The organism is Pseudomonas parafulva NBRC 16636 = DSM 17004, from assembly GCF_000730645.1.
Taxonomy (GTDB): domain Bacteria; phylum Pseudomonadota; class Gammaproteobacteria; order Pseudomonadales; family Pseudomonadaceae; genus Aquipseudomonas; species Aquipseudomonas parafulva.
Genome location: NZ_BBIU01000028.1, coordinates 48,809 through 74,739, shown reverse-complemented (window position 1 = coordinate 74,739; position 25,931 = coordinate 48,809). Strand labels below are relative to the sequence as shown.

The following is a 25,931-nucleotide window of genomic DNA, read 5'->3' as shown; positions in this document are numbered from 1 at the left end:
CGACCTCGCAAAACATCGAGGCAGGGTAGCCCAGGGCGCGATAAATCGCACCAGCTGTTTCGCTCAGGCTGGTCGGTTCAGGTCGTGCTTGCGCAGTTTCCGGTACAGGGTGTTGCGGCTGATGCCCAAGTACTCGGCAACCCGGGTGAGGTGCCAGTGTTTTGCTTGCAGGGCGGCCAGGAGTGTTTGGCATTCGGCATCTTTCAGGGCGTCGGGCCCTGACGCGGGCAAGCCAGCACCTGCACGCAAGGGCGAGCCCTCGCGGATGATGTCTGGGAGGTCGGCAAAAGCGATGTGGGTGTGCTCGCACAGCGCTACCAGGGTGCGCAACACGTTACGCATCTGCCGCACGTTGCCGGGCCAGGCGAAAGCCAGCAGCGCCTGGCGCGCGCAGGGTGCGATGTCGATCAACTGGCCTTTGGCCTCCTCGCGGAACAAGAAGTCCAGCAACTGGGCCTTGTCGCTGCGCTCGCGTACCGCAGGCAGTGCTACCTCCAGGCCATTGAGGCGGTAGTAGAGGTCTTCGCGGAAGGTGCCCTGCTCCACACGTTGCAGCAAGTCACGGTGGGTGGCGCTGATGATCCGCACGTCCACCGCCTGGGGCTCGCCGCCAATCGGCACCACCTGGCGTTCCTCCAGCACCCGCAGCAGGCGCGTCTGCAGGTCCAGCGGCATGTCGCCAATCTCGTCCAGCAACAAGGTGCCGCCATCGGCCTGCAGCAGCTTGCCGCGCATGCCTTCCTTGCGTGCGCCGGTGAAACTGCCGCCGCGGTAACCAAACAGCTCGCTTTCGATCAGGCTCTCGGGGATGGACGCGCAGTTGATGGCCACGAACGGTTTGTCGCGTCGCCCGCTGGCCTGGTGCACGGCGAGGGCAAAGGCCTCTTTGCCGCAACCGGTCTCCCCGCGCAGCAGCAACGGCACATTGCGCTCGAACACCCGCACGCTACGGCGGAAGTGGTTCTGCAACGCAGGGTCCAGCAGGCACACCTGCGGCTGCACCTCGGGCACCGGCAGCGGCTGAGCCGCAGGCACCGACCACACCGGCGCGGGCGCCTGACCACGCAGGCTGGCAAACACCAACCGGCCATCGACGGTGTGCAGCGGCCACACCGCACTGCCGCCCGGGGTGGCTCGGCTGAATACCTCGTCGTGGCGGCAGGTGAAAAAGTCTTCCAGTGACTGGCCGACTACGCCCCCGCGCACGCGCCCCAGCAGGTTGAGCGCGCTCTGGTTGGCAGCGCAGATGCGCCCATCCCCCTCCACCGCCAGCAGCCCTTCGCTGAACAGCCCGACCGATTCGGCCTGGACATGAAAACGCAGCAGCCAGTACTGCTCGAACTGGCGCAGGAAATAGCAACTCTCGATCATCTTGGCCGACAGGGTGACCATGGCCATGGTGTGGAATTCGCTTTGGCGCGAAACATCGGGCCGCGCTGACGACACGTCGAGCACCGCCAGCAACTGGCCGTGGGGGTCGAACACGGGGCTCGCAGAGCAGGTCAGCCCGGTGTGCCGCCCACGGAAATGTTCATGCTGGTGAATGGTGAGCGCCTGGCGCTCGACCAGGCAGGTACCGATGCCGTTGGTGCCCTCGCGGGCTTCGCTCCAGTCGGCGCCCAGCCACAGCCCGGCGCGCTCGAAACTGCGCCGCTCGGCAGGCGCGGTGACGCAGTTGAGGATCACCCCGCGTGCGTCGGTGAGCAGCACCGCGTGGCCGGCACCCGAGAGCTGCTGGTGCAGGCTGTTCATCTCGTGCTCGGCAATTTGCAGTACCTGGCGCAGGCGCTCGCGGCTCTCCTGCAGGCGGCCATGCTCCAGCACCACCGGAGCCTCGATCAGTGCCGGGTCGAGGTGATAGTCCTCCAGGCAACGCAGCCAGGAGCGAGCGATGGACGGGTCGCCGCCACCCTCGCTGGCGCCGCCGTGGGCCACCGTGTGCACTTGCCGGGCGTGGCGGGTGAACGGGTTGCTCTGCATTGTTGTTGTGCTCCGCAGATGAGTGCATCGCCCCAGCATCCTCCACCGCGCAGGGGTTTGCAATGCAGCGGCCCAACGTTGTGCCGTAAACGGTACACAGTGTCATGCCCAACCGTACCGCCAGCGGTACAAGGGCCAGGCTGCAACAACCGAAAACTGGCACAAACCTTTGATTTTATTGAGCGAAGGCACAGTGGCCCGCGCTTTGCTCTACGCTTGGTAACTCCACACAAACACAATAGCCAGGAGACACACCATGCGTTACGCACATCCCGGTACCGAAGGCGCGAAGGTTTCCTTCAAGAGCCGCTACGGCAACTACATCGGTGGTGAGTTCGTTCCTCCGGTAAAGGGTGAGTACTTCACCACCACGTCCCCGGTGGACGGCCAGCCGATTGCCGACTTCCCGCGTTCCACTGCCGAAGACATCGACAAAGCCCTGGACGCTGCACACGCGGCCGCCGATGCCTGGGGCCGCACCTCGGTGCAGGACCGCTCCAACGTGCTGCTGAAAATCGCCGACCGCATCGAGCAGAACCTCGAAGTGCTGGCCATTACCGAAACCTGGGACAACGGCAAGCCAATCCGCGAAACCCTGAACGCCGACATCCCGCTGGCAGTGGACCACTTCCGCTACTTCGCCGGCTGCATACGCGCCCAGGAAGGCGGCGCTGCCGAGATCAACGAAAACACCGTTGCCTATCACATTCACGAGCCACTGGGCGTGGTCGGTCAGATCATTCCCTGGAACTTCCCGATTCTGATGGCCGCGTGGAAGCTGGCCCCGGCACTGGCGGCCGGCAACTGCGTAGTGCTCAAGCCTGCTGAACAAACGCCGCTGGGCATCACCGTACTGGTCGAGCTGATCGGCGACCTGCTGCCCAAGGGCGTGCTCAACGTGGTGCAAGGCTTTGGCCGCGAGGCCGGCGAGGCGCTGGCCACCAGCAAGCGCATCGCCAAGATTGCCTTCACCGGCTCTACCCCGGTGGGCTCGCACATCATGAAATGCGCGGCCGAAAACATCATCCCTTCCACCGTCGAACTGGGCGGCAAGTCGCCGAACGTCTATTTCGAAGACATCATGCAAGCCGAGCCGAGCTTCATCGACAAGGCCGCCGAAGGCATGGTGCTGGCGTTCTTCAACCAGGGCGAGGTGTGCACCTGCCCGTCGCGGGCACTGGTGCAGGAGTCGATCTACCCGCAGTTCATGGAAGTGGTAATGAAGAAGGTGCTGCAGATCAAGCGCGGCGACCCACTGGACACCGACACCATGGTCGGCGCACAGGCCTCCCAGCAGCAGTTCGAGAAGATCCTGTCGTACCTCGACATCGCCCAGAAGGAAGGCGCCGAGCTGTTGACCGGCGGCAAGGTGGAAAAACTGGAGGGCTCGCTGGCCACCGGTTACTACATCCAGCCGACGTTGCTCAAAGGCAACAACAAGATGCGCGTGTTCCAGGAGGAAATCTTCGGGCCGGTGGTCAGCGTGACCACGTTCAAGGATGAGGCCGAGGCCCTGGCGATTGCCAACGACACCGAGTTTGGCCTGGGTGCCGGGGTGTGGACCCGCGACATCAACCGCGCCTACCGCATGGGCCGCGGGATCAAGGCTGGCCGTGTCTGGACCAACTGCTACCACCTGTACCCGGCCCACGCGGCGTTCGGCGGCTACAAGAAGTCGGGTGTTGGCCGTGAAACGCACAAGATGATGCTCGACCACTACCAGCAAACCAAAAACCTGCTGGTGAGCTACGACATCAACCCGCTGGGCTTCTTCTAAAAGGGCAGCTGCAAGCTGCAAGTTACAAGCGGCAAGAGGGGCGGACCGCATCATGGCTGCCCCTGTTGCTCGCTTGTGGCTAGAAGTTTGCTAGTGATCTTCGTGGCTCAACGCTCGCCACTGATAACAACCACATAAATTCAAACAGCGAGCTCCAAGCTAAAGAAGATGGCGAGCCAGGCGCAGTTCGCTTTGTCTTGCAGCTTATGGCTTGCCGCTTGCCGCTTTTTTTTGAAAGGTGAAATTATGCCAAGCGATCATTCCGCCGGCTCGCCGGCAGGCTCTTCCGTCGATTTCGAAAAGGTCGGCTCCGACTATTTCCAGCAACGTGAACTGAAAAAGGGCGCCGCAGGCTGGGTTTTGCTGGTCGGCCTGGGTGTGGCGTACGTGATTTCCGGCGACTATGCCGGCTGGAACTTCGGCCTGGCCCAAGGTGGCTGGGGCGGCATGTTCCTGGCCACCTTGCTGATGGCCACCATGTACCTGTGCATGTGTTTCTCCCTGGCTGAGCTGTCGTCCATGATCCCTACAGCCGGCGGCGGCTACGGCTTTGCCCGCAGCGCATTCGGCCCCTGGGGCGGGTTTCTGACCGGTACGGCGATCCTGATCGAGTACGCCATTGCCCCCGCCGCCATCGCCACGTTCATCGGCGCCTATTGCCAGTCGCTGTTCGGCATCGGCGGTTGGCTGATCTACCTGGTGTTCTACGTGGTGTTCATCGCCATCCACATCTTCGGCGTGGGCGAGGCGTTGAAGCTGATGTTTGCCATCACTGCCGTCGCGGCCATTGCACTGGCCGTGTTCCTGGTGGCCATGGTGCCCCATTTTGATGCAGCCAACCTGTTCGACATCGCCGTTACCGACGCCGCAGGCGCCAGCAGCTTCCTGCCGTTCGGCTACGTGGGCGTATGGGCGGCCATCCCCTATGCCATCTGGTTCTTCCTTGCAGTGGAGGGCGTGCCGCTGGCCGCTGAAGAAACCAAAAACCCCAAGCGCGACCTGCCGCGCGGGCTGATCGGCGCCATGCTGGTGCTGGTTGCCTTTGCCTTGCTGATTCTGGTGGTAGGCCCAGGTGGCGCGGGCTCCGAAGCCCTTAAGGCCTCCGGCAACCCGCTGGTCGAGGCCCTGGCCAAGGCCTATGGTGGTTCCACCTGGATGGGCAGCTTTGTAAACCTGGTGGGCCTGGCCGGCCTGATCGCCAGCTTCTTCTCGATCATCTACGCCTATTCCCGGCAGATCTTCGCCCTGTCCCGGGCTGGTTACCTGCCGCGCAAGCTGTCGGAAACCAACAAGAGCAAAGCGCCGGTGATGGCCCTGGTCATCCCTGGCATCATCGGTTTTGCTTTGTCGCTCACCGGCCAAGGTGATCTGCTGATCCTGGTGGCGGTTTTTGGCGCTACCTTGTCTTATGTACTGATGATGGCGGCGCACATCACCTTGCGGATCCGTCGGCCGAAGATGGAGCGGCCCTACCGCACGCCGGGGGGCATCTTCACCTCGGGGCTGGCCCTGGTGCTGGCCTGTATCGCGGTGGTCGCGGGCTTCCTGGTAGACCCGCGGGTGGTGATTGGCGCCGCCGTGATCTATGCGGTGCTGATCGCGTACTTTGCCTTCTACAGCCGCCACCACCTGGTAGCCGGCACACCGGAAGAGGAATTCGCCGCGATCCAGCAGGCCGAACAGGCCCTGCACTGATCATCGCCACCTGCCGCGGGGCAGCCCGCGGCTCTGGAGAACCTGTATGGCAACTTTCGTGCACACGGTCGGCCAGATGGTCTACCGCTTCGACAGCCTCAAGGAGGTGATGGCCAAGGCCAGCCCGGCGCGTTCCGGTGACTACCTGGCCGGCGTCGCCGCCAGCAACGATGGCGAGCGGGTGGCCGCGCAGATGGCCCTGGCGAACATCCCGCTGACACACTTTTTGAGCGAGGCATTGGTCCCCTACGAGGACGACGAAGTCACCCGCCTGATCATCGACACCCATGATGCCCAGGCATTTGCTGCGGTCAGCCACCTGACAGTAGGTGGCCTGCGGGACTGGCTGCTCAGCGAGCAGGCCGACGAGACGAGCCTGCGGGCACTGGCACCTGGGCTGACGCCGGAAATGGCCGCAGCCGTGTCGAAGATCATGCGCGTGCAGGACCTGGTGCTGGTAGCCCAGAAAATTCGCGTGGTCACGCGCTTTCGCGGCACCATGGGCCTGCGTGGGCGGCTGTCGACGCGGCTGCAGCCCAACCACCCCACCGACGAACCGGCAGGCATTGCCGCGAGCATTCTCGACGGCCTGCTGTACGGCAATGGCGATGCCATGATCGGCATCAACCCGGCCACCGACAGCATCGCCTCCATCTGCGCACTGCTGGAGATGCTCGACGCCATCATCCAGCGCTACGACATCCCTACCCAGGCCTGCGTACTCACCCACGTCACCACTTCGATCGAGGCGGTCAACCGTGGCGTACCGCTGGACCTGGTGTTTCAGTCCATCGCCGGTACCGAGGCCGCCAATGCCGGGTTCGGCATCAACCTCAACGTGTTGCAGGAAGGCTACGAAGCCGGCCTGTCGCTGCAGCGCGGCACCCTCGGCCAGAACCTGATGTACTTCGAAACCGGCCAGGGCAGTGCCCTGTCGGCCAATGCCCACCATGGTGTCGACCAGCAAACCTGTGAAACCCGCGCCTACGCCGTCGCCCGCCACTTCAAGCCGTTTCTGGTCAATACCGTGGTCGGCTTCATCGGCCCGGAGTACCTGTACAACGGCAAGCAGATCATCCGTGCCGGCCTCGAAGACCACTTCTGCGGCAAGTTGCTGGGCGTGCCCATGGGTTGTGACATCTGCTACACCAACCATGCCGAAGCCGACCAGGACGACATGGACACCCTGCTGACGCTGCTGGGGGTGGCCGGGATCAACTTCATCATGGGCATCCCCGGCTCCGACGACATCATGCTCAACTACCAGACCACCTCGTTCCATGACGCCCTGTACGCGCGCCAGACCCTGGGCCTGAAACCCGGGCCGGAGTTCGAAGCGTGGCTGGCCCGCACCGGCATCTTCACCCAGGCCGACGGCCGGGTGCGTTTCGGTGACAACCTGCCGCCGGCGTTCCGCCAGGCATTGGCGCAGCTCGCATAGGGATGACCATGAACAAACACACACCTACTGCCGACAACCCCTGGCTGGCCCTGCGCAACCTCACCCCGGCGCGTATTGCCCTGGGCCGTGCCGGCACCAGCCTGCCCACCGGCGCGCAACTGGATTTCCAGTATGCCCATGCCCAGGCCCGCGATGCGGTGCACCTGCCATTCGATGCTGACGGCCTGGCGGCCCAGCTGAGCGAGCGTGGCCGCCACAGCCTGCTGCTGCACAGCGCGGCAAGCGACCGCCACCAGTACCTGCAGCGGCCCGACCTGGGGCGGCGGCTGAACGACGAGTCGGCGGCAACCCTGCGCCAGTACGCCCAGCAAAACCCCGGCGGGGTCGACCTGGCGATCGTGGTGGCCGACGGTTTGTCGGCCCTGGCCGTACATCGCCATACCCTGCCGTTTCTGGCCCGCTTCGAGGAGCAGGCCAGCGCCGACGGCTGGGCCTGCGCGCCGGTCGTGCTGGTGCAACAAGGCCGGGTAGCGGTGGCCGACGAAGTGGGCGAATTGCTGGGCGCGCGCATGACGGTCATGCTGATCGGTGAGCGCCCAGGGCTCAGTTCACCCGACAGCCTGGGGCTGTACTTTACCTACGCCCCCCGGGTAGGCCTGACCGACGCCTACCGCAACTGCATCTCCAACGTACGCCTGGAGGGGCTGAGTTACGGCATGGCAGCGCACCGCCTGCTGTACCTGATGCGCGAAGCCTGCCGGCGCCAGTTGTCGGGCGTGAACCTTAAAGACGAAGCCGAGGTGCATAGCCTGGAAAGCGACGACCTGGCCAGCCAGAAGGGCAACTTTCTGCTGGGCAAAGATTAACCAAGCTGTCACGTAGGGCAGATTGCACTTGCCCCGGGCATTGGGCAGCATGGCCTTGGACGCTGCTGGCGTTGCACTGTTTTCCACATGGACGCTGAGGGCCGCACATGCGCATCATCAAGGCAACCCTGGATCACCTCGACCTGCTAACCCCGATGTTCGTCAAATACCGGGAGTTCTACGGCCAACTGCCCTACCCCGACAGCTCTCGCAGCTTTCTGCGCAAGCGCCTGACGCGTGAAGAGTCGGTGATCTACCTGGCATTGCCCGATGACGATAACAGCAAACTGCTGGGCTTCTGCCAGCTGTACCCTAGCTTCTCGTCACTGTCGTTGAAGCGGGTGTGGATTCTCAACGACATCTATGTGGCCGAAGACTCCCGGCGCATGCTGGTGGCTGACCACCTGATGCGCGAAGCGAAGAAGATGGCGCGCCAGACCAACGCCGTGCGCATGCGGGTTTCCACCAGCATCGACAACCAGGTGGCGCACAAGACCTACGAGTCCATCGGGTTTCGCGAGGACACCGAGTTCCGCAACTACATTCTGCCCATCAGCCAGGAATGACCTGCGGTTGCCTTATCGCGGGTATGCCCGCGACAAGGCCAGCCGAGGACGACTTCCGTCGTAACCCGCCGCTACAAACTCCCCGGGCATGATCCTGACTTCGCCGTATAATGGCCTACTTGTCATGTGAGAAATGTTTCCCCTCTCCCAGCTAACCGAGCCTTCGACCAAGAACACAGGTGCTGTACATGGATTTCAACCCGCTGGACCTTATCCTGCATCTCGATGCGTACCTCGACCTGCTGGTCACCAATTACGGCCCCTGGATCTACGCCATTCTGTTTGCCGTGATTTTCTGCGAAACCGGCCTGGTGGTCATGCCGTTCCTGCCGGGTGACTCGCTGCTGTTCATCGCCGGCGCCGTGGCCGCGGGGGGCGGTATGGACCCGGTACTGCTTGCCGGGTTGCTGATGATCGCCGCTATCCTCGGCGACAGTACCAACTACGTCATCGGGCGAACGGCCGGGGAGCGTCTGTTCAGCAACCCCAACTCGAAGATCTTCCGCCGCGACTACCTGCAGCGCACCCACGATTTCTACGAACGCCACGGCGGCAAGACCGTGACCATGGCGCGCTTCCTGCCAATCCTGCGTACCTTTGCCCCGTTTGTTGCCGGCATCGCTCACATGCACTACCCCCGCTTCCTGGGGTTCAGCATTGCCGGGACCTTGCTGTGGGTAGGTGGGCTGGTCACCCTGGGTTACTTCTTCGGTAACGTGCCGTTCATCAAGCAGCACTTGTCGCTGATGGTGGTGGGCATCATCGTGTTGTCACTGGTACCCATGATCCTGGGCCTGCTGCGCACCCGCCTGGGCCGCACGGCCAAGGCACACTGACCGCCAGGCGTTGCGTCCATGTGGTCATTCAGCGCCTGGCGGCGCAAGCGCACCCTGGCGCGCTACCCCATCACGCCCCAGCAATGGCAGGCCGTGCGCGAGCGCCTGCCAATGCTCGACGGTATCAGCGACGAAGAAGACCACTGGCTGCGCGAAGCCTGCATTCTGTTCCTGCTGGACAAGCACCTGACATGCCTGCCGGGGGTCGAGCTGGACGACCAGCAGCGCCTGATATTGGCAGCCCAGGCCCAGTTGCCGTTGCTGCACCTGGGCGAGCTGCACTGGTACCAGGGCTTTCACGAAATCATCCTCTACCCCGACGATTTCAAGAGCCCCCAGCGCCACCGTGATGCCAGCGGCATCGAGCATGCCTGGGACGGCGAGCACAGCGGCGAGGCCTGGCAGCAGGGCCCGATCATCCTGGCCTGGAGCGGGGTACTGGCCAGCGGTGGCTGGGAAGCCTACAACCTGGTCATCCACGAGCTGGCGCACAAGCTGGACATGCTCAACGGCGACGCCAATGGCCTGCCGCCCCTGCACAGCGACATGTCGATCGAGCACTGGGCCAGCGCCATGCAACACGCCTACGACGACCTCAACCGGCAGCTGGACGCCAACCCCGACGCCGAAACCGCCATCGACCCCTATGCGGCAGAAAACCCCGCGGAATTCTTTGCAGTGGCCAGCGAGTACTTCTTCAGCGGGCCCGACCTGCTGTACCAGGCCTACCCACAGGTCTACCACCAGCTGTCGCTGTTCTACCGCCAGAACCCGCTGGCCCGGCTCAAACAATTGCAGGCGGAGCACCCCGCGTACCGTGAGCACCCCGCCTGACGCCCCGCGGCATCAGGCCAGGCGTGGCATGCGCAGGCAGAATATGCCTATAATCGCCGCCACTTTTTTGGTCAAACACGGGGGCACTGCCCAATGAGCTACAGCAAGATTCCGGCGGGCAAAGACCTGCCGAACGACATCTACGTCGCCATCGAGATCCCGGCCAACCACGCGCCGATCAAATACGAAATCGACAAGGACAGCGATACCCTGTTTGTCGACCGTTTCATGGCTACCCCGATGTTCTACCCGGCCAACTACGGTTTCATCCCCAACACCCTGGCTGACGACGGCGACCCGCTGGACGTGCTGGTGGTCACCCCTTACCCGGTAGCCCCAGGCTCGGTCATCCGTGCCCGCCCGGTAGGCGTGCTGAACATGACCGACGATGGCGGCGGTGACGCCAAGGTTATCGCTGTTCCACACGACAAGCTGTCGCAGCTGTACGTGGACGTGAAAGAATACACCGACCTGCCAGCCCTGCTGATCCAGCAGATCGAGCACTTCTTTGCCAACTACAAAGATCTCGAGAAAGGCAAGTGGGTCAAGATCGAAGGCTGGGATGGCGCAGACGCCGCCCGCGCTGCGATCACCAAATCGGTCGCTGCCTACAAGGGCTGATACCGTTGTATGAAAAACCCCGCTTTGGCGGGGTTTTTTTATGGCGGCTGAACGCGTCACGCGCTGTGTAATGAGGCCGGTAACAGGTCCTACAACGTCTTACGTCTTAGCCCTACAAACCACCGTATTTCTTACAAGCCCTGTCAACCTGCTGTTCATATCCTTGCTGGCACCTCGCCGCTACACTCGCGCCATGAACACATCCGGTGACCGCCTCAGGGCCCTGCTTCATGAATGCGGGCTTACAGCCTCCGACTTCGCTGCCCAGTGCGGCGTGACCCCACAGCATGTCAACAACTGGTTCAACCGCGGCGTGCCACTGGCGCGCCTGGACGAACTTGCCGACCTGTTCTGCGTGCACCGCCGCTGGCTGCGCAGCGGCGAGGGCATCAAGCACCCCAATGCGATTTTGCGCAATTGCGCGCCGCGGCCTGCGCCTGCGCAGGTGCCCATCCCGTTGTCGGTGCAGCGCGGCCGGGTGGTGAGTGTGCCCTTCCATGAGTTGCGCAGTGGCCTGCTGTGCCCGGTAGCCGGCCGCCACCTGCGCCTGCCCGCCAATGCCTTGAAGGGGCTGGGGGTACACCCCGACAACACCCTGTGCGTGGCCATGCCCACGGGCAACATGGCGCCGCTGATTCCACTGCAGGCGACGTTGGCAATCGACATGGGCATGACGCAGATTGTCGAGGGCGAAACCTATGCCTTGATGCTCAATGGGGCCTTGCGCGTGCACAACCTCAGCCTTGGCCAGAACGGCACCCTGTACCTGCACAGCCACGACCGGCACAACTATGCGGTTGAGCGCTACACGCCCGCCCAACGCCATGCCCAGGGGCTGGAGATTCTGGGCTGGGTGTTCCACTGGGCGTTCTTCCGCCAGCAACGCCCGCGGTGACACACCCTGTGCCATTTTTTGCTGTGCATACTGGCTGGGGCCTTGTATGCTACGCCGCACATCAGCCCCGCCCGGTGCAAACCGCGGCCCAGAGGGCTCGGCGATACCCCACACGGGCATCTGCCTTCTTTTTCAGGCCTTTGCTGGCCACCCTGTTAAGGCGATTGCGGCTTACCATAAATTAGCCGGAAGCGTCCCCGAGAAGCCGGCCACAAGCCGGCTTTTTATTGTGTTTTTTTCGGCTGCGTGAGGTCGATTCAAAACGCATCACCCCCTCAGAAATCGTAACGCGCCCCCACCATCATGCTGCGCGACGGCCCGTAGAAGTTGAACGTCGAGGTAGACCCCACCCGCGACAGGTAGTCCCGGTCGAACAGGTTGTTCACGTTCAACGTGGCTGTAAGCTTCGAGGTCACCGGGTACGACAGCATGGCATCCACGGTAGCGTACCCCGGTGCATCGATACGAACCCCGCCATTCTCCGAGTGGAAGTTGCTCATCGCCGAAACGCCGCCGCCGATGGCCAGCCCTGTCAGCGGGCCCTCGCTGAGGGTGTACTTGCTCCACAACGAAGCCTGGTTGCGCGGCATGATGAAGAAGGTGGTTTCGGCATCACCCTTGACCGTTTCGGTTTCCATCCAGGTGTAACCGGCCAGCAATTCCCAGTTCGGCGTCAGTTTGCCGCTAACTTCCACCTCGGCGCCCTTCACCCGGGTCTTGCCTGATGCCGCCGAGTCATTGGTGGCCACGCCGTCGGCGTCGTACACCGTGGTAGCGCGGTTCTCATCTGTCAGCCGGAATATTGAGAACCGTGTATTCAGGTCGCCACCGAAGTAGCTGCTTTTCAAGCCGAACTCATACTGCTCGCCCTCGCGCGGCTTCAATACACGGCCATTGCCATCAGTGGCAGACTGCGGCTTGAACACTTGCGAGTAGCTCGCGTACAGGGCGTGGTTCTCGGTGAGGTCGTAGACCAGCCCACCGTAAGGCGTGAAATGGCCATCTACCTGCTTGCTGTCGTTGGTGGTGGCGCCGGTCTTGAGCGTGGTGGTGTAGAAGTCGCCGCGGTACCAGCTGAAGCGGCCACCGGCGATCAGCGCCAGGCGCTCGACCGGGCGGAAGGTCACCTTCGAGTACAGGCCGTATTCTTCTTCCTGCATCCCCGTCTCGGTGCTGTAGTTGGGCGACGGCTTGGCGAAGCGCTTGGGCGTGTAGGTATTGACGTTGATGGCCCCCAGGTTGGTGGTGCCGTTGAGGTACTCGGTGTCGTAGTTCTTGTAGTCGCTGCCCACCACGAACTCACTGACCTGGCCGAAAGTTTCGAACGGCTGGCTGTAGCTGGCGTCCAGCGCGTAGGTGTCCTGGGTGAAATCCCGGGCGCTGGCGCGTTCGGAGTTGGCACCATTGGCCGCATTGGTGGCGGTGAAGGCATACAGGTAATCGGTATCACGGTGCGAGCCGCGGGCGGCGATCCGGCCATAACCACCATTGTCGAAACGGTGGGTCAGTTCTGCGACCAGGTCGGTGGTCTTGCCGTCGAAGCTGTTCCAGTCCGCCCCCAGGAAGCGGGAGTGGCTGAAGTCTGGCACCTGGCCGGCCAGTGTCGCCGGGTAGCCGTTGTGCGGGGTGATGTTCTTCACCTCATGGATCAGCCCGAACGACAGGGTGGTGGCATCGTCCAGGTCCACATCCAGCGCACCGTAGTAACTGTTGCTGGTGTTGGCGTTGTAGTCGACCTCGCCATTGGTGTCGTCGCGTGAGGCAATCAGGCGGCCACGCACGCGGCCAGCATCGTCCAGCGGCCCGCTCAGGTCGATTTCTTCATGGTTGGTGTCCCAGCTGCCGTAGCGGCCTTCCACATGGCCCTGGAACTCGGCCGTAGGGCGCTTGCGCACCATGTTGACGATGCCACCCAGTTCGCTGGTGCTGCTGAACAGCCCCGCCGGGCCACGCATGATTTCCACACGGTCGAAGGCCACCAGCGACGGCACGGTACCGAAGATGCTGGCCATGGGCGCCGGCAGGCCATCGATGTTGAACTCGCTGTATTCGTAGCCACGGGCATAGATGGAGGAGCGGCCGCTGTCGTTGGTCAGCGTGCGCAGGCCGGCGGTGTACTTGGCCAGGTCATCCAGGTGCACGAACTGGCGATCCTTGACGTAATCCTGGGTATAGACGGTGATCGATTGCGGGATGTCTTTCAGCGCAGCCGGCGTTTTGGTCCCCACCGTGGCGGCGTCCACGCTGTAACCGCCAGTCTGCTCCGATGGCAGCATGTCGTAGAGCCGGTTGCCCTCGATGGTCAGCGCCGGCAGATCAAGCGTGCTGTCTGCGGCCGAAGCCTGCACCGCCACCGTTTCGGCCAGTGCCGACAACGAAAACGGCGCCATCAACCCCAGCATTACCCAACGCACACGCCCCACCCCGTTTGAACCCTTCATGACCTACCCTTCGCCCAAATAGAAATAGTTCGCAAACGAAACACGTTGCTTTTTGCGAACGATACCGGAGCAAAATCAGGGGTGCAGCAGGATTAACCTTCTTAACACACGCAGGCATTGCCCCTGCCGGGGCGACAGTGGGATGATCCACAACTGATAGACATTCTCATTCAAGGCTGCCCGTGCCCACCTCCCTGCTGCTCGTCGAAGACGACCCTTGCCTGCGCCACGACCTGGACCGCCACTTCCTCGACCGCGGGTTTCGCGTGCAGGCCTGCGCCTGCGCCGAGCAGGCCCTTGGCGCCATCGCCCAGGCACCGTTCGACTTGGTGTTGCTGGACATCATGCTGCCAGGCATCGATGGCCTGACCCTGCTCGACGCCCTGCGCCATCGCCAGGCCGTACCGGTGATGCTGATGTCGGCGCTGGGCGCAGAGCAGGACCGCATCACCGGCTTTACCCGGGGCGCCGATGACTACCTGCCCAAGCCTTTCAGCCTGGCAGAGCTGGATGCACGGGTGGACGCGCTGCTGCGCCGGGCGGCGTTTGCCCGCCAACCCGCACGCCTTGCAACCCTTGGCAACTTGCTGTTGGACCAGGACCGCCAGGATGCCCTGAACGGCGGCAAACCGGCCGGCCTGACGCCGTCCGAATTCCGCTTGCTGGTGACCCTTCAGGCCCATGCCGGCGAGCCGCTGAGCAAACCGTTTTTGTACCAGACCGTGCTGCACCGGGCCTATACCCGCCTGGACCGGGGCCTTGACGTGCACGTGTGCAACCTGCGGCGCAAACTCGCCGACATCGACGTGCAGCACGTGCAGATCCAGGCGGTGCGTGGCCAGGGTTACGTGCTGGTCGACCAGGAGCAGGCGTGATGCGCCGTCACCCGCTGCTATGGAAGCTGGCATTGCTGCAGGTGAGTTTCTGCCTGCTGCTGACCTGGCTGATATGGACGTGGGGCCTGAGTGTTGAACGTGGCAGCTACTTTCTGCCTGAGGCCGACCAATTGTACCTGGCGCGCTATGGCCAACAGGCCGAACAGGCCCTGGCGGCCGGTGGAGCGCCTGCAGTCGAAGCCTGGCGCCAGCACGTGCAGGCAACCGAGGGCACCTGGGTCGCAGTGGTAGGCCCGCACCTGCAAAGCCTGGGCACCACGCCGCTGACCGCCGACGAGGCCGGCCACCTCACCTTCATGCGCAAGCTGGCCTGGCCCATGAGCCGACGCCTTCAGGATGAACTGCCCTACGTGAGCATCGCCTTCGTGCAACACCCCGGGCAAGGTCGGGTGGTGATGCAGTTGCCCGAGCGCCTGCTACCCACCGGGCTGACCCCCTGGACCCACGTGGTCACACACGGTATTGCCCCGGCACTGCTGGCGCTGCTGCTGGGCCTGGCGCTGTACAGGCACCTTGTGGCGCCATTGAACCGCCTGCGTGACCGCGCCGATGCCCTGCGCGCCAACGACCTGGAGAGCCCCGGTTTGCATTTGCACGGCCGCCACGACGAACTGGGCGAGCTGGCGCAGGCGTTCGACCACATGGCCACCCGCCTGCGCCACAGCCTGGAGCAACAGCGCCTGCTGCTGCGCACCCTCTCCCACGAGCTGCGCACGCCCCTGGCACGCCTGCGTATCGCCCATGACAGTGGCCTGCCAGCAGCGCAGCTACGCGAGCGCCTGGATTACGAAGTCGCCGATATGCAGAAGCTGCTGGAAAACACCCTCGACCTGGCCTGGATGGATACCGAACAGCCCAGCCTGGCCACCGAGCCTGTGCTGATGGCTTCGGTGTGGGAGGCGCTGTGCCAGGATATCTGCTTCGAAAGTGGCTGGGGCCGGGAGCGCCTGCCCTGCTCGCTCGGTAGCGACTGTGTTGTCCAGGCCCATCTGGACAGCCTGGCCCAGGCCCTGGAAAACCTGATGCGCAATGCCATTCGCCACTCCCCGCCCGCAGGCCGGGTGAGCCTGGACGGCTGGCGCGAAGGGGGAAGCTGGCACCTGTGCCTGCGTGACCAGGGCACGGGCGTTCCCGAGCATGAGCTGGAGCGCATCTTCACGCCTTACCAACGCCTGCCGGGCAGTGGCACAGGGTTCGGCCTGGGCCTTGCCATCGCCCGCCGCGCCATCGAATTGCAGGGTGGCCGGCTGTGGGCCAGCAATGGCAACCCCGGGCTGCACCTGCACCTGACACTGCCCATGGCACCTGACGGTTTAGAAAGTTAAGGCGCTTTACGCGCTGGCGGGGCTGTCTATCATCTGGCGATTCAACCCTTGCCCCCTGACGAGACGCCCGATGAGCAAGTTGATCCTGGCACTGACGCTCGCACTGGCCTTCGTCGCCTGCGGCGCCACGGCCCAGCCCCAACACGACCAGGTGATGGACACGACGTTGTTGCACCGCCCCGGGCTGGCTTACCGCTTCAGCCAGCTCGACCTGGACTCGGCCGACGGTAAGCGCCACTACCGCTTGTGGGTCGGCAAGCCGAACCGCCCTGCACCGGCAGCCGGTTACCCGGTTCTGTGGATGCTCGATGGCAACGCCGCCCTCAGCGCACTGGACGAAGCCCAGCTGGCCAAGCTCGCCGAGGGCCAGGCACCGCTGCTGGTGGCGGTGGGGTACCAGACTGACCACCGCATCGACCGGGCAAGCCGCACCTACGACTACACCCCGGCGCTGGCCGGGCAGGCTGACCAGCGAGACCCGCTCACCGGGCAACCCAGCGGCGGCGTAGAGGCGTTTTTCGACCTGCTGCGCACCCGCATGCGGCCGATGGTGGCGCAGGTTGCGCCCATCGACACACAGCGCCAGACGCTGTGGGGGCACTCCTACGGAGGCCTTGCCGTGCTCCACGCGCTGTTCACCCGGCCAGGGGAATTCAGCCTCTACGCGGCCGCCAGCCCCTCATTGTGGTGGCACGACGGGGCCATCATCGATGAAGCCCAAGGTGTGCAACAGCGCCTGGGCACTGCCCGGCCACATGTGGTGCTGATGCGCGGTACGGACGAGCCTGGCAGCCCGCAAGGCCCCGTGGGTGATGACGCGGAGCAACGCAGCCGCGAATTGCTGCAGTACCTTGGCAACGTTGCAGGCCTGCAGGTGCAGTTCGAGCGCTTCCAGGGGCTCGGGCATGGGCCCATGCTGCCCGCCTCGCTGGGCTGGGTGATCCAGGGCATGGGCGGCATGCAAGGCAACCGCCCACTGCCCCGGTAGCCCAGGCCCTCGCCATTCAGGCTTGCCAAAGCCGTAGGCCGGTACGGTATGCTGGGCCGGTCTTCAGGGCGGGGTGAAAGTCCCCACCGGCGGTAAATCGAAAGATGAGCCCGCGAGCGCCCCGGCCATGCCGGGGGTCAGCAGACCTGGTGAGAACCCAGGGCCGACGGTCATAGTCCGGATGAAAGAAGGCGTCAGGCAGGGGCCATCAACGGGCGCCCCTGCGCGCGCATTGTGTTCGCCCCGAGACGTTCATCGACCCTTCACGAGGAGCGTTTCATGTCTACGTTGCACCCTTTGCACTTCCCCAACGTCAGTGCTGCCATCGCCGCCTTCCAGGCTGGCCGCCCTGTGCTGTTGCTCGATGATGACGACCGCGAGGACGAAGCGGACATCATCGCCGCCGCCGAGAACATTTCGTTGCAGACCATGGCCATGATGATTCGCGATTGCAGCGGCATCGTCTGCCTGTGCCTGGATGAAACCACCGTCGATGACCTGCAGCTGCCGCCCATGGTGCAGAACAACCAGGCCCGGCACGGCACCGGGTTCACGGTAACCATTGAAGCCGCAGAAGGCATCACCACTGGCGTGAGCGCCCAGGACCGCCTCACCACCATTGCCGCTGCACTGGCCTCCACCGCAGCGCAGCGCCATATCGTCAGCCCAGGGCATGTGTTCCCGCTGCGCGCACGCAATGGTGGGGTGCTGGTACGCCGTGGCCATACCGAAGGCTCGGTGGACCTGGCGCGCCTGGCAGGCCTGCGCCCCGCTGCCGTGCTGTGCGAGCTGATGAACCCCGATGGCAGCATGGCACGGGGTGAAGACGTGGCCGTGTATGCGCGCCAGTACGGGCTGCGGATGCTGACCATCGACGAGCTGGCGCGCTACCGCGAAGCACAGCTGCAGCGGGTAGCCGAAACCGCCTGACACGCCATACCCTGGCCGGCTTCTCCTGCCTGCAAGCTGCACGGGCAGGCGGGGCCTCGCCGCTCAAGTTTGCTCCCCCCGGCCCGCTCTGCTAGTGTCGCGGCGTTCAGAATGCCACCGAGACAGCCGCCATGGCCCGTAAAAAAGCTTCCCTCGATTTCGAGCAATCCCTTGCCGAGCTGCAAGCACTGGTCGAGCGCCTGGAGAACGGCGAGTTGTCGCTGGAAGACTCACTGGCCGCCTTCGAGCAGGGCATCGCCCTGACCCGTGATTGCCAGGGCGCCCTGGCCCAGGCCGAGCAAAAGGTGCAGATTCTGCTGGAGCGCGACGGCGAGCTGGCCGCCCAGCCCTTCGATGTGGAGCCCGAGGCATGATCGGCGCCTACCAGGCCACCTGCCAGGCGCGTGTCGACAGCGCCCTCGAACCGCTGTTCGTCGCCCCCAGCGAACCGCTGCAACGGCTCTATGCTGCCATGCGCTACAGCGTGATGAACGGCGGCAAGCGGGTGCGCCCGCTGCTGGCCTACGCCGCCTGCGAGGCACTGGGTGCACCGGCAGAGCAAGCCAACGGCGCCGCCTGTGCGGTCGAGCTGATCCATGCCTACTCACTGGTGCATGACGACCTGCCGGCCATGGACGACGACGACCTGCGACGCGGCCAGCCGACCACCCACAAAGCCTTCGACGAAGCCTGTGCCATTCTTGCCGGTGACGGCCTGCAGAGCCTGGCATTCAATGCCCTGCTGGACCCACGCCTGAGCCCCCAGGCCGACAGCATCCGCCTGGCCATGGTGCAAGCCCTGGCCAAGGCGGCGGGCCCAGCCGGCATGGTGGGCGGGCAAGCCATCGACCTCGGTTCGGTGGGCATCAGGCTGGACCAGCGGGCGCTGGAATTCATGCACCGCCACAAGACCGGTGCGCTGATCGAAGCCAGTGTGCGCCTGGGCGGCCTGGCCAGCGGCCGCGCCGAGCAACCTCAGCTGGATGCCTTGCAGGCGTACGCACAGGCCGTGGGCCTGGCGTTCCAGGTGCAGGACGATATTCTCGATGTCGAGAGCGATACCGCCACCCTGGGCAAACGCCAGGGCGCAGACATTGCCCGTGACAAGCCCACCTACCCCTCGCTGCTGGGCCTGGAGGCCGCCAAGGCCTATGCGATCGAACTGCGCGACCAGGCGCTGGTCGCACTGGAAGGGTTCGATGAAAAAGCCCAGCCGCTGCGTGAGCTGGCGCGCTATATCGTCGAACGCCGCAACTGACCCTGCGGCCCCTGCGACACCCGTGTGAATGGGCAGCTTTTCCTCCAATGGGGTAAACTGCCGCGTCTTAACACCTATAACGACTCGCCTGATGCCCACGACGTTTCAAGAGATCCCCCGCGAACGCCCGGTCACGCCGCTGCTCGACCGCGCTGACACGCCTGACGGCCTGCGCCGCCTGGCCGAAGCCGACCTGGAGAGCCTGGCCGACGAGCTGCGCCAGGAGCTGCTGTACACCGTGGGCCAGACCGGTGGGCACTTCGGTGCCGGCCTGGGCGTGATCGAGCTGACCATCGCCCTGCACTACGTTTTCGATACCCCGGACGACCGGCTGGTATGGGACGTGGGCCACCAGGCGTACCCGCACAAGATCCTCACCGGGCGCCGCAACCGCATGCTCAGCCTGCGCCAGAAGGACGGCGTGGCCGCCTTCCCGCGCCGCAGCGAAAGCGAGTACGACACCTTTGGCGTCGGCCATTCCAGTACGTCCATCAGTGCCGCGCTGGGCATGGCCATTGCTGCACGCCTGCAAAACAGTGGGCGCAAGTCGATTGCCGTGATCGGCGATGGTGCGCTCACCGCAGGCATGGCCTTCGAAGCGTTGAACCACGCCCAGGAAGTCAACGCCGACATGCTGGTGATCCTCAACGACAACGACATGTCGATCTCGCGCAACGTCGGCGGGCTGTCCAACTACCTGGCCAAGATCCTCTCCAGCCGTACCTACGCGAGCATGCGCGAGGGCAGCAAGAAGGTGCTGTCGCGCCTGCCGGGTGCCTGGGAAATCGCCCGCCGCACCGAAGAATATGCCAAAGGCATGCTGGTGCCCGGCACCCTCTTCGAAGAGCTCGGCTGGAACTACATCGGCCCCATCGACGGCCACGACCTGCCCACCATGATCGCCACCTTGCGCAACATGCGGGACCTGAAGGGCCCGCAGTTCCTGCATGTGGTGACAAAGAAGGGCAAGGGTTTCGCCCCGGCTGAAATCGACCCCATCGGCTACCACGCCATTACCAAGCTTGAGCCAGCGGACAAACCCGCTGCGCCCAAGCAGGCCAGCGGCCCCAAGTATTCTGCCGTGTTTGGCCAGTGGCTGTGCGACATGGCGGCTGCCGACAACCGCCTTGTGGGTATCACCCCGGCCATGAAGGAAGGCTCCGACCTGGTGGCCTTCAGCGAACGCTACCCCGAGCGCTATTTCGACGTGGCCATCGCCGAACAGCACGCGGTTACCCTGGCGGCCGGCATGGCCTGCGAGGGCAGCAAGCCGGTGGTGGCGATCTACTCCACCTTCCTGCAGCGTGCCTACGACCAGTTGATCCATGATGTGGCCGTGCAGAACTTGGACGTGCTGTTTGCCATCGACCGTGCTGGCCTGGTGGGCGAAGACGGGCCGACCCACGCCGGCAGCTACGATTTGTCGTACCTGCGCTGTATCCCGGGCATGCTGGTGATGACCCCCAGCGACGAAAACGAGTTGCGCAAGATGCTCAGCACCGGCCACCTCTACAACGGCCCGGCGGCTGTGCGCTACCCACGTGGCACCGGCCCGAACGCGCCGATCAGCGACGACCTGGAGCCGCTTGAAATCGGCAAGGGCGTGGTGCGCCGCCAAGGGAGCAAAGTGGCCCTGCTGGTGTTCGGCGTGCAACTCGCGCCAGCGCTGCAGGTGGCCGAGCAGCTCGACGCTACCGTGGTCGACATGCGCTTCGTGAAGCCGCTGGATGAAGCGTTGGTGCTGCAGTTGGCCGATAGCCATGAACTGCTGGTGACCCTCGAAGAAAACGCCATTATGGGCGGCGCGGGGGCTGCGGTGGGTGAGTTCCTCGCCAGCCAGGCGGTGACCAAGCCGTTGTTGCACCTGGGCTTGCCAGACCTGTATGTGGAGCACGCCAAGCCTGCGCAGATGCTGGCCGAGTGCGGGCTTGATGCGGCGGGGATAGAGGCTTCGGTGAGAGCCCGCATGGGCAAGCTCGGCCTTTGATTTACTGGGCCGCTTTGCGGCCCGATCGCCGGCAAGCCGGCGGTTGCCAGGGTAAAGCCAATGAAACTCCCAACCCTCACCGCGACCCTGCTGTGCCTGCCGGTGCCACTACTGGCGGCTGAGCGTGATGCCCCCCTCAAGCTGCCCGATGTGCTGATCAGCGCCAGCCGCCAGGTGGAATCGCGCACTGCCACCAGCGCGGCCAATACCGTGTTCACCCGCACCGATATCGACCGCCTGCAACCCACCAGCGTCACCGACCTGCTCACCCGCGTACCTGGCGTGCAAGTGGCACCCACCGGTGGTCGTGGCAGCCTGCCTGGTATTTTTATCCGCGGCACCAAGACAGCACAAAGCCTGGTGCTGGTCGATGGCGTGCGTATCGCCAACGCTACCTCCGGTGACAGCGGCCTGCAGTTTCTGAATGTGGACCAGATCGAGCGGGTCGAGGTACTGCGCGGTTCTCGTTCGGCGATTTACGGCAGCGATGCCATTGGCGGGGTTATCCAGATCTTCACTCGGCGCAGCAACGGTGCCGGTTTGCAGCCACGCCTGCGTGTGGCAGCCGGCAGCCACCAGACGTTCCAGCGCAGCCTTGGCCTGGCTGGTGGCGACGGAGCCACACGCTTCAACCTTGGCGCCAGCCTGGATGAAACCGCCGGTATCGATGCGACCGGCCCATCGTTTGCCAGCGACAGCGACCACGATGCCTACCGCAACAAAGCGCTCAACCTCAGCCTGAGCCACACCTTTGGCGAACGCTTCGAGGCCGGCTTGAACCTGCTGAACAGCCAGGGCCGCAGCGAATACGACAACCCCTATGGCCGCTTCGACATGGACACCTTCGAGGTCAGTGGCCAGCAACCCTACACCGACTTTAGCGTGAGCAGCCTGGGTAGCTATGTGGACGCCCAGTTCAGCGACGGCTGGCATTCCAGGCTGGAGCTGGCCCACAGCGAAAACCGCGACGACAAGCGTGACAAGCTCAGCAGCGAACGCTCTGTTTTCAATACCTACCGGGACCAGGTCACCTGGCAGAATGACCTGGTGCTGGACGAGCGCAACAGCCTGCTGGCCGGTGCAGACTGGTACGAAGACCGGGTGCATGCCAGCACCGACTTCACCCAGGACAGCCGCTGGAACCGCGCCGTGTTCATCCAGCACAGGTATACGGGGGAAGGTTTTGCCACGGAACTGGGCGTCCGCCACGACCGCAACCAGCAGTTTGGCGGCCAGACCACCTGGAGCGGCAGCCTGACCCTGCCGCTTGATGAGCGCAACGATGTGCTGCTGTCGTACAGCGAGGGCTTCCGCGCCCCAACCTTCAACGACCTGTACTACCCGCAGTACAGCAACCCTGGCCTCAAGCCTGAGCACTCACGCAGCTACGAGCTGCAGTGGCGCAGCCAGCTGACGACCGACAGCCGGCTGGAAACCTCGCTGTACCGCACCGACCTGCGCGATGCGATCGTGTTCGGTGAGGGCTCGATACCGCGCAACGTCGCCTCGGCACGCATCAATGGCCTGGAAATGGCCTTGGCCCAGCAGTGGGGCGCCTGGCATAGCCAGCTGGGTTTGGCGCTGATCGACCCACGTGACCGCGACAGTGGCCACACCCTCGCCCGCCGCGCTCGCCGTACCTTGAGCCTGGATGTGGACAGGGAACTGGGGCGTTTCAACGTCGGGGCGAGCTGGCAGGCCGTGAGCAGCAGTTATGACGACGAGGGCAACCGTAACCGCATCGGCGGTTATGGGCTGCTGGGGTTACGCGGCAGCTGGGCGGCCACGGATGCGCTGAAGCTGGAGGCCAAGGTGGACAACCTGCTGGGCCGCTCGTACGGCCGGGCACGCTACAGTTATGAAGGGACCAACCCGACTTACCGCGAGGAAGGCCGCACCCTGCTGTTCAGCGTTACCTGGACGCCGGCGCTTTAGCCGCCAGCAGTGCACACAGGCGGGCTGTGGCCTCTATCATTTGCCCGCTGGGCCGCTCCAGCCCTTTGTCGGGCACGACCAGCAGGCGCTGATCGGCTACCGCACGCAGCTGCGGCCAGCGCTTCCAGCCGGCCAACTGGGCTTGGTCTCCGGCCACAACCACCTGGGGGTTGCGCGCCAGCACCGCCTCAACGCTGACCTGCGGTGCCGGCAGGCTCAGGTCGGCGAACACATTGCGTGCCCCACACACGGCCAGGGCGTCGCTGACCACCTGGCGGCCACCGAGGGTATACAACGGTCGGTCCCATACCTGGTAGAACACCTGCAACGGCTCACGCCGCTGGTATTGCTGACGCAGTTGCTGCAGCCGTTGACGCAGTGCCTGTGCGTACCGGCGGCCCTCCTCGCCACGCCCCACCTGTTGGCCAATGGCCTCGATCTGCCCGATCAGTTGGTCGACAGTGCGAGGTTCGGCACTGAAGGTTTCAATGCCCAGGCGCTTTAGCTGATCGCGCTGGGCGGGGCCAATACTGCCCGGCCACAGCAGCAGCAAGTCTGGCTGCAAGCCGACCAGGCGCTCTATGTTCAACTGGCCCTGGCGCCCAACCGAGGGCAGCGCCGCCAGCGCGCCAGGCCGCTCGCCACCGTCGAGCACACCTACCAACAAGTCATCAGCGTGCAGTTCGAGCATGATTTCGGTCATGGAGGGCGCCAGGCTGACGACCCGCAGCGGCGGCGCCGCCATGGCGGTGGATGCCAGCAGCGCCAGCAACCCGAGCAACAGGCGCATCAGCCGAGCTGGCGTGGGATGCGATAGAGGTACAACAGCACCAGCGTCGACAACGCCAGCAGCAGGCGCGGTACCGTCTCAAGGCCTACCAGTACCGACAGCGCCCCGACCCAGGCCGGGAAGCACGCGTACAACATGGCCATACGCCGGGCCCGTGCCAGCTCGATCCAGGCAGCAGGCTCTGCGCGGGTGCCCAATGCCTTGGAAGTGGCGATAAGGGCCAGTTTGTAAGCACCGAAGCGCGGCAGGCTGAGGAACATGGTGGCCGCGCCAGCGATGAACAGCGGCATGGCCAGCACCGGAATCAGCGCATCGCCCCCGCCGAAGGCCCAGGCCATGACAGGCAACGGCACCAGGCCGACCGCCAGGTATTGCCACCAGGCCAGCGCCAGGCGCCGTTTGACCTGGGCGCGGGTCACGCCTGGGGCACCTCGCCCTGGTGTTCATTGCCCAGCATATGGCCCAGCTTGCCGGCCTTGGTCGCCAGGTAGTAGCGGTTGTGCGGGTTGTGGCCGGTGTGCAGCGGCACGCGCTCTGCAACCATGATGTTCATGTCGGTGAGGGCTTTGACCTTGCGCGGGTTGTTGGTCATCAGGCGCAGCGACTTCACCCCGAGGTGCTCGAGCATCGGCAGGCAGATGCCGTAATCGCGCTGGTCGGCGGCAAAGCCCAGGCGCTCGTTGGCTTCGACGGTATCGGCACCGCCGTCCTGCAGTTCATAGGCGCGGATCTTGTTCAGCAGGCCGATGCCACGGCCTTCCTGACGCAGGTACAGCAGCACACCGCGCCCCTCGCGGGCGATGGCCTGCAGGGCAGCTTCAAGCTGCGACCCACAGTCACAACGCTGGCTGAACAGGGCATCCCCGGTCAGGCATTCGGAGTGCAGACGCCCCAACACCGGCTGCCCGTCCGCGATGTCACCCAGGCTGAGCACCACGTGCTCACGGCCCGTGGCTTCATCGAGAAAGCCATGCATGGTGAAGGTCGCAAAGGGGGTCGGGAGTTTAGAGGCGGCAACAAAGACGACGGGCACGTTGTGCTCCTGGCATAAGTAGGTGATTTCTCGTGGGCCGATTGTATCAGCAGGTCGGCGACTGTGCGCTGGCTGAATACGGGCGGTTGATATCGAAAAATTCGATACACCGCTGCTTGCAGGCGATCACTGAGGGGCGCTGCCTGCCCCGAACGGGTACGGCTGCTTCCAGTGCTCGAAAATGGCCTTCAGCTCACCGCTGCGTACCAGTTCGCCCATGCGCTTGTCGAACAGGTCGCGCAAAGCCCTGCCCTGGTCGTGACGGGCAAAGGCCAGGTACAGCGGTAGTTCGGCCACGTGGGTACGGCGAAAATGCTCGGGCCGCGAACTTTGCCCCAACACATAGTCGACTTCGGTAAGCGCGTCTATGTAGAAGTCCACCCGGTCGTGCTCAAGCATCGGCAAGATGCCTTCACGGCGCTGGATTTCACGAAAATCACGAACCCGCGGCAGGTATTTGCCAAAGTCGTAGCCGCGCACCCATGCCAGGCGAAAGTCACCGATGTTCGCCAAGGTGGGGGCTGGCTTGCTGGCCAGCCCCAAGGCGTAGATATGGTCCATGTCGTAGTGCCAGCGCGGGTAGAGGTTGTCTTCGTCCTCTTCCTTGTACGAACCCACCCAGGCATCGGCCTCGCCGCGTTTGACCAGGCCGATGGCCCGGCTATAGGGGGCGCTCTGCACCACCACCTTGACGCCGGCCGGCTCGAATACCTTGCGCATCAGGTCCCAGGCGAGCCCGCTGCCATCAGCATTCGTATAGTCCAGCCATTCTTCGCTGGCCAGGCGCACTTGCTGGGGCAGGCGTTCACCTGCTGCCACCCAAGGGCAAATACTCAGCAGCATTGCCAGCAATACAGCCCTCACGGCCATCCCTAC

At 64.2% G+C, this 25,931-nt stretch carries 23 protein-coding genes and 1 riboswitch; of the genes, 17 read left to right on the top strand and 6 right to left on the bottom strand.

Going from position 1 to position 25,931, the window contains the following annotated elements; all coding sequences use genetic code 11:
• Window positions 1-63 precede the first annotated feature (63 nt).
• Window positions 64-1,980 carry a sigma-54-dependent Fis family transcriptional regulator gene (locus tag PPA02S_RS17590; protein WP_028633023.1) on the bottom strand — a complete coding sequence of 639 codons (1,917 nt, stop codon included), beginning with the start codon at window positions 1,978-1,980 and terminating at the stop codon, window positions 64-66.
• 256 nt (window positions 1,981-2,236) lie between these two features.
• Between PPA02S_RS17590 and exaC the strand changes: the two genes are divergently transcribed.
• The 9 genes from exaC to PPA02S_RS17545 all read left to right on the top strand — a co-directional run bounded on the left by exaC (window position 2,237) and on the right by PPA02S_RS17545 (window position 11,472).
• Complete coding sequence (gene exaC / locus PPA02S_RS17585; protein ID WP_028633024.1) at window positions 2,237-3,757, top strand: acetaldehyde dehydrogenase ExaC; 1,521 nt, start codon at window positions 2,237-2,239, stop codon at window positions 3,755-3,757.
• 246 nt (window positions 3,758-4,003) lie between these two features.
• On the top strand, window positions 4,004-5,452 hold the full coding sequence (gene eat / locus PPA02S_RS17580) for an ethanolamine permease (protein WP_028633025.1): 1,449 nt from the start codon (window positions 4,004-4,006) through the stop codon (window positions 5,450-5,452).
• 46 nt (window positions 5,453-5,498) lie between these two features.
• Window positions 5,499-6,893 (top strand): ethanolamine ammonia-lyase subunit EutB, encoded by a 1,395-nt coding sequence (locus PPA02S_RS17575; protein WP_028633026.1) that lies wholly within the window; start codon window positions 5,499-5,501, stop codon window positions 6,891-6,893.
• Window positions 6,894-6,901: 8 nt separating this feature from the next.
• Window positions 6,902-7,720 carry an ethanolamine ammonia-lyase subunit EutC gene (eutC, locus tag PPA02S_RS17570; RefSeq protein ID WP_028633027.1) on the top strand — a complete coding sequence of 273 codons (819 nt, stop codon included), beginning with the start codon at window positions 6,902-6,904 and terminating at the stop codon, window positions 7,718-7,720.
• A 107-nt stretch (window positions 7,721-7,827) separates the two neighbouring features.
• On the top strand, window positions 7,828-8,286 hold the full coding sequence (locus tag PPA02S_RS17565) for a GNAT family N-acetyltransferase (RefSeq protein ID WP_028633028.1): 459 nt from the start codon (window positions 7,828-7,830) through the stop codon (window positions 8,284-8,286).
• A gap of 188 nt (window positions 8,287-8,474) precedes the next feature.
• Window positions 8,475-9,122: a DedA family protein gene (locus PPA02S_RS17560; protein WP_028633029.1), complete on the top strand. Its 648-nt coding sequence runs from the start codon at window positions 8,475-8,477 to the stop codon at window positions 9,120-9,122.
• A gap of 18 nt (window positions 9,123-9,140) precedes the next feature.
• Complete coding sequence (locus PPA02S_RS17555) at window positions 9,141-9,956, top strand: M90 family metallopeptidase (RefSeq protein ID WP_028633030.1); 816 nt, start codon at window positions 9,141-9,143, stop codon at window positions 9,954-9,956.
• 93 nt (window positions 9,957-10,049) lie between these two features.
• Window positions 10,050-10,577, top strand: a complete 528-nt coding sequence (gene ppa, locus PPA02S_RS17550; protein ID WP_016484715.1) for an inorganic diphosphatase — start codon at window positions 10,050-10,052, stop codon at window positions 10,575-10,577.
• A gap of 193 nt (window positions 10,578-10,770) precedes the next feature.
• Entirely contained in the window at window positions 10,771-11,472 is a 702-nt protein-coding gene (locus PPA02S_RS17545) for an XRE family transcriptional regulator (RefSeq protein WP_028633031.1), read from the top strand.
• A 275-nt stretch (window positions 11,473-11,747) separates the two neighbouring features.
• Here PPA02S_RS17545 and PPA02S_RS17540 read toward each other — a convergent pair whose 3' ends face one another.
• The gene (locus tag PPA02S_RS17540) at window positions 11,748-13,913 is read right to left on the bottom strand and encodes a TonB-dependent siderophore receptor (protein WP_028633032.1); all 2,166 of its coding nucleotides are present in this window, start codon (window positions 13,911-13,913) and stop codon (window positions 11,748-11,750) included.
• Window positions 13,914-14,095: 182 nt separating this feature from the next.
• On the opposite strand from PPA02S_RS17540, the gene PPA02S_RS17535 reads away from it, so the two are divergent.
• The 8 genes from PPA02S_RS17535 (at window position 14,096) to PPA02S_RS17500 (ending at window position 23,232) form a co-directional block, all read left to right on the top strand.
• The gene (locus PPA02S_RS17535) at window positions 14,096-14,788 is read left to right on the top strand and encodes a response regulator transcription factor (RefSeq protein ID WP_028633033.1); all 693 of its coding nucleotides are present in this window, start codon (window positions 14,096-14,098) and stop codon (window positions 14,786-14,788) included.
• The gene (locus PPA02S_RS17530; protein WP_028633034.1) at window positions 14,788-16,134 is read left to right on the top strand and encodes a HAMP domain-containing sensor histidine kinase; all 1,347 of its coding nucleotides are present in this window, start codon (window positions 14,788-14,790) and stop codon (window positions 16,132-16,134) included. Before PPA02S_RS17535 ends, PPA02S_RS17530 begins: the two co-directional genes overlap by 1 nt.
• Window positions 16,135-16,204: 70 nt before the next feature.
• Complete coding sequence (locus PPA02S_RS17525; RefSeq protein ID WP_028633035.1) at window positions 16,205-17,122, top strand: alpha/beta hydrolase; 918 nt, start codon at window positions 16,205-16,207, stop codon at window positions 17,120-17,122.
• Window positions 17,123-17,177: 55 nt separating this feature from the next.
• A riboswitch (FMN riboswitch) is annotated at window positions 17,178-17,319 on the top strand.
• Window positions 17,320-17,401: 82 nt separating this feature from the next.
• On the top strand, window positions 17,402-18,052 hold the full coding sequence (ribB, locus tag PPA02S_RS17520) for a 3,4-dihydroxy-2-butanone-4-phosphate synthase (RefSeq protein WP_028633036.1): 651 nt from the start codon (window positions 17,402-17,404) through the stop codon (window positions 18,050-18,052).
• 131 nt (window positions 18,053-18,183) lie between these two features.
• Entirely contained in the window at window positions 18,184-18,426 is a 243-nt protein-coding gene (locus PPA02S_RS17515; RefSeq protein ID WP_028633037.1) for an exodeoxyribonuclease VII small subunit, read from the top strand.
• Window positions 18,423-19,310 carry a polyprenyl synthetase family protein gene (locus PPA02S_RS17510; RefSeq protein ID WP_028633038.1) on the top strand — a complete coding sequence of 296 codons (888 nt, stop codon included), beginning with the start codon at window positions 18,423-18,425 and terminating at the stop codon, window positions 19,308-19,310. The genes PPA02S_RS17515 and PPA02S_RS17510 overlap by 4 nt, the downstream gene beginning before the upstream one ends.
• Window positions 19,311-19,401: 91 nt before the next feature.
• Window positions 19,402-21,297, top strand: coding sequence for a 1-deoxy-D-xylulose-5-phosphate synthase (dxs, locus tag PPA02S_RS17505; RefSeq protein WP_028633039.1), 1,896 nt, complete (start codon window positions 19,402-19,404; stop codon window positions 21,295-21,297).
• A 60-nt stretch (window positions 21,298-21,357) separates the two neighbouring features.
• Window positions 21,358-23,232, top strand: a complete 1,875-nt coding sequence (locus PPA02S_RS17500) for a TonB-dependent receptor domain-containing protein (RefSeq protein WP_028633040.1) — start codon at window positions 21,358-21,360, stop codon at window positions 23,230-23,232.
• Here the strand turns inward: PPA02S_RS17500 and PPA02S_RS17495 are convergent.
• The 4 genes from PPA02S_RS17495 to PPA02S_RS17480 form a co-directional block, all read right to left on the bottom strand.
• Window positions 23,210-24,022 (bottom strand): cobalamin-binding protein, encoded by an 813-nt coding sequence (locus PPA02S_RS17495; protein ID WP_028633041.1) that lies wholly within the window; start codon window positions 24,020-24,022, stop codon window positions 23,210-23,212. The two genes, PPA02S_RS17500 and PPA02S_RS17495, sit on opposite strands and share 23 nt — an antisense overlap.
• Complete coding sequence (locus PPA02S_RS17490) at window positions 24,022-24,441, bottom strand: hypothetical protein (protein ID WP_028633042.1); 420 nt, start codon at window positions 24,439-24,441, stop codon at window positions 24,022-24,024. Before PPA02S_RS17490 ends, PPA02S_RS17495 begins: the two co-directional genes overlap by 1 nt.
• Window positions 24,438-25,055, bottom strand: a complete 618-nt coding sequence (gene ribA / locus PPA02S_RS17485; RefSeq protein WP_028633043.1) for a GTP cyclohydrolase II — start codon at window positions 25,053-25,055, stop codon at window positions 24,438-24,440. The genes PPA02S_RS17490 and ribA overlap by 4 nt, the downstream gene beginning before the upstream one ends.
• A gap of 126 nt (window positions 25,056-25,181) precedes the next feature.
• Window positions 25,182-25,925 carry a substrate-binding periplasmic protein gene (locus tag PPA02S_RS17480; protein WP_028633044.1) on the bottom strand — a complete coding sequence of 248 codons (744 nt, stop codon included), beginning with the start codon at window positions 25,923-25,925 and terminating at the stop codon, window positions 25,182-25,184.
• Between the last annotated feature and the right edge of the window lie 6 nt (window positions 25,926-25,931).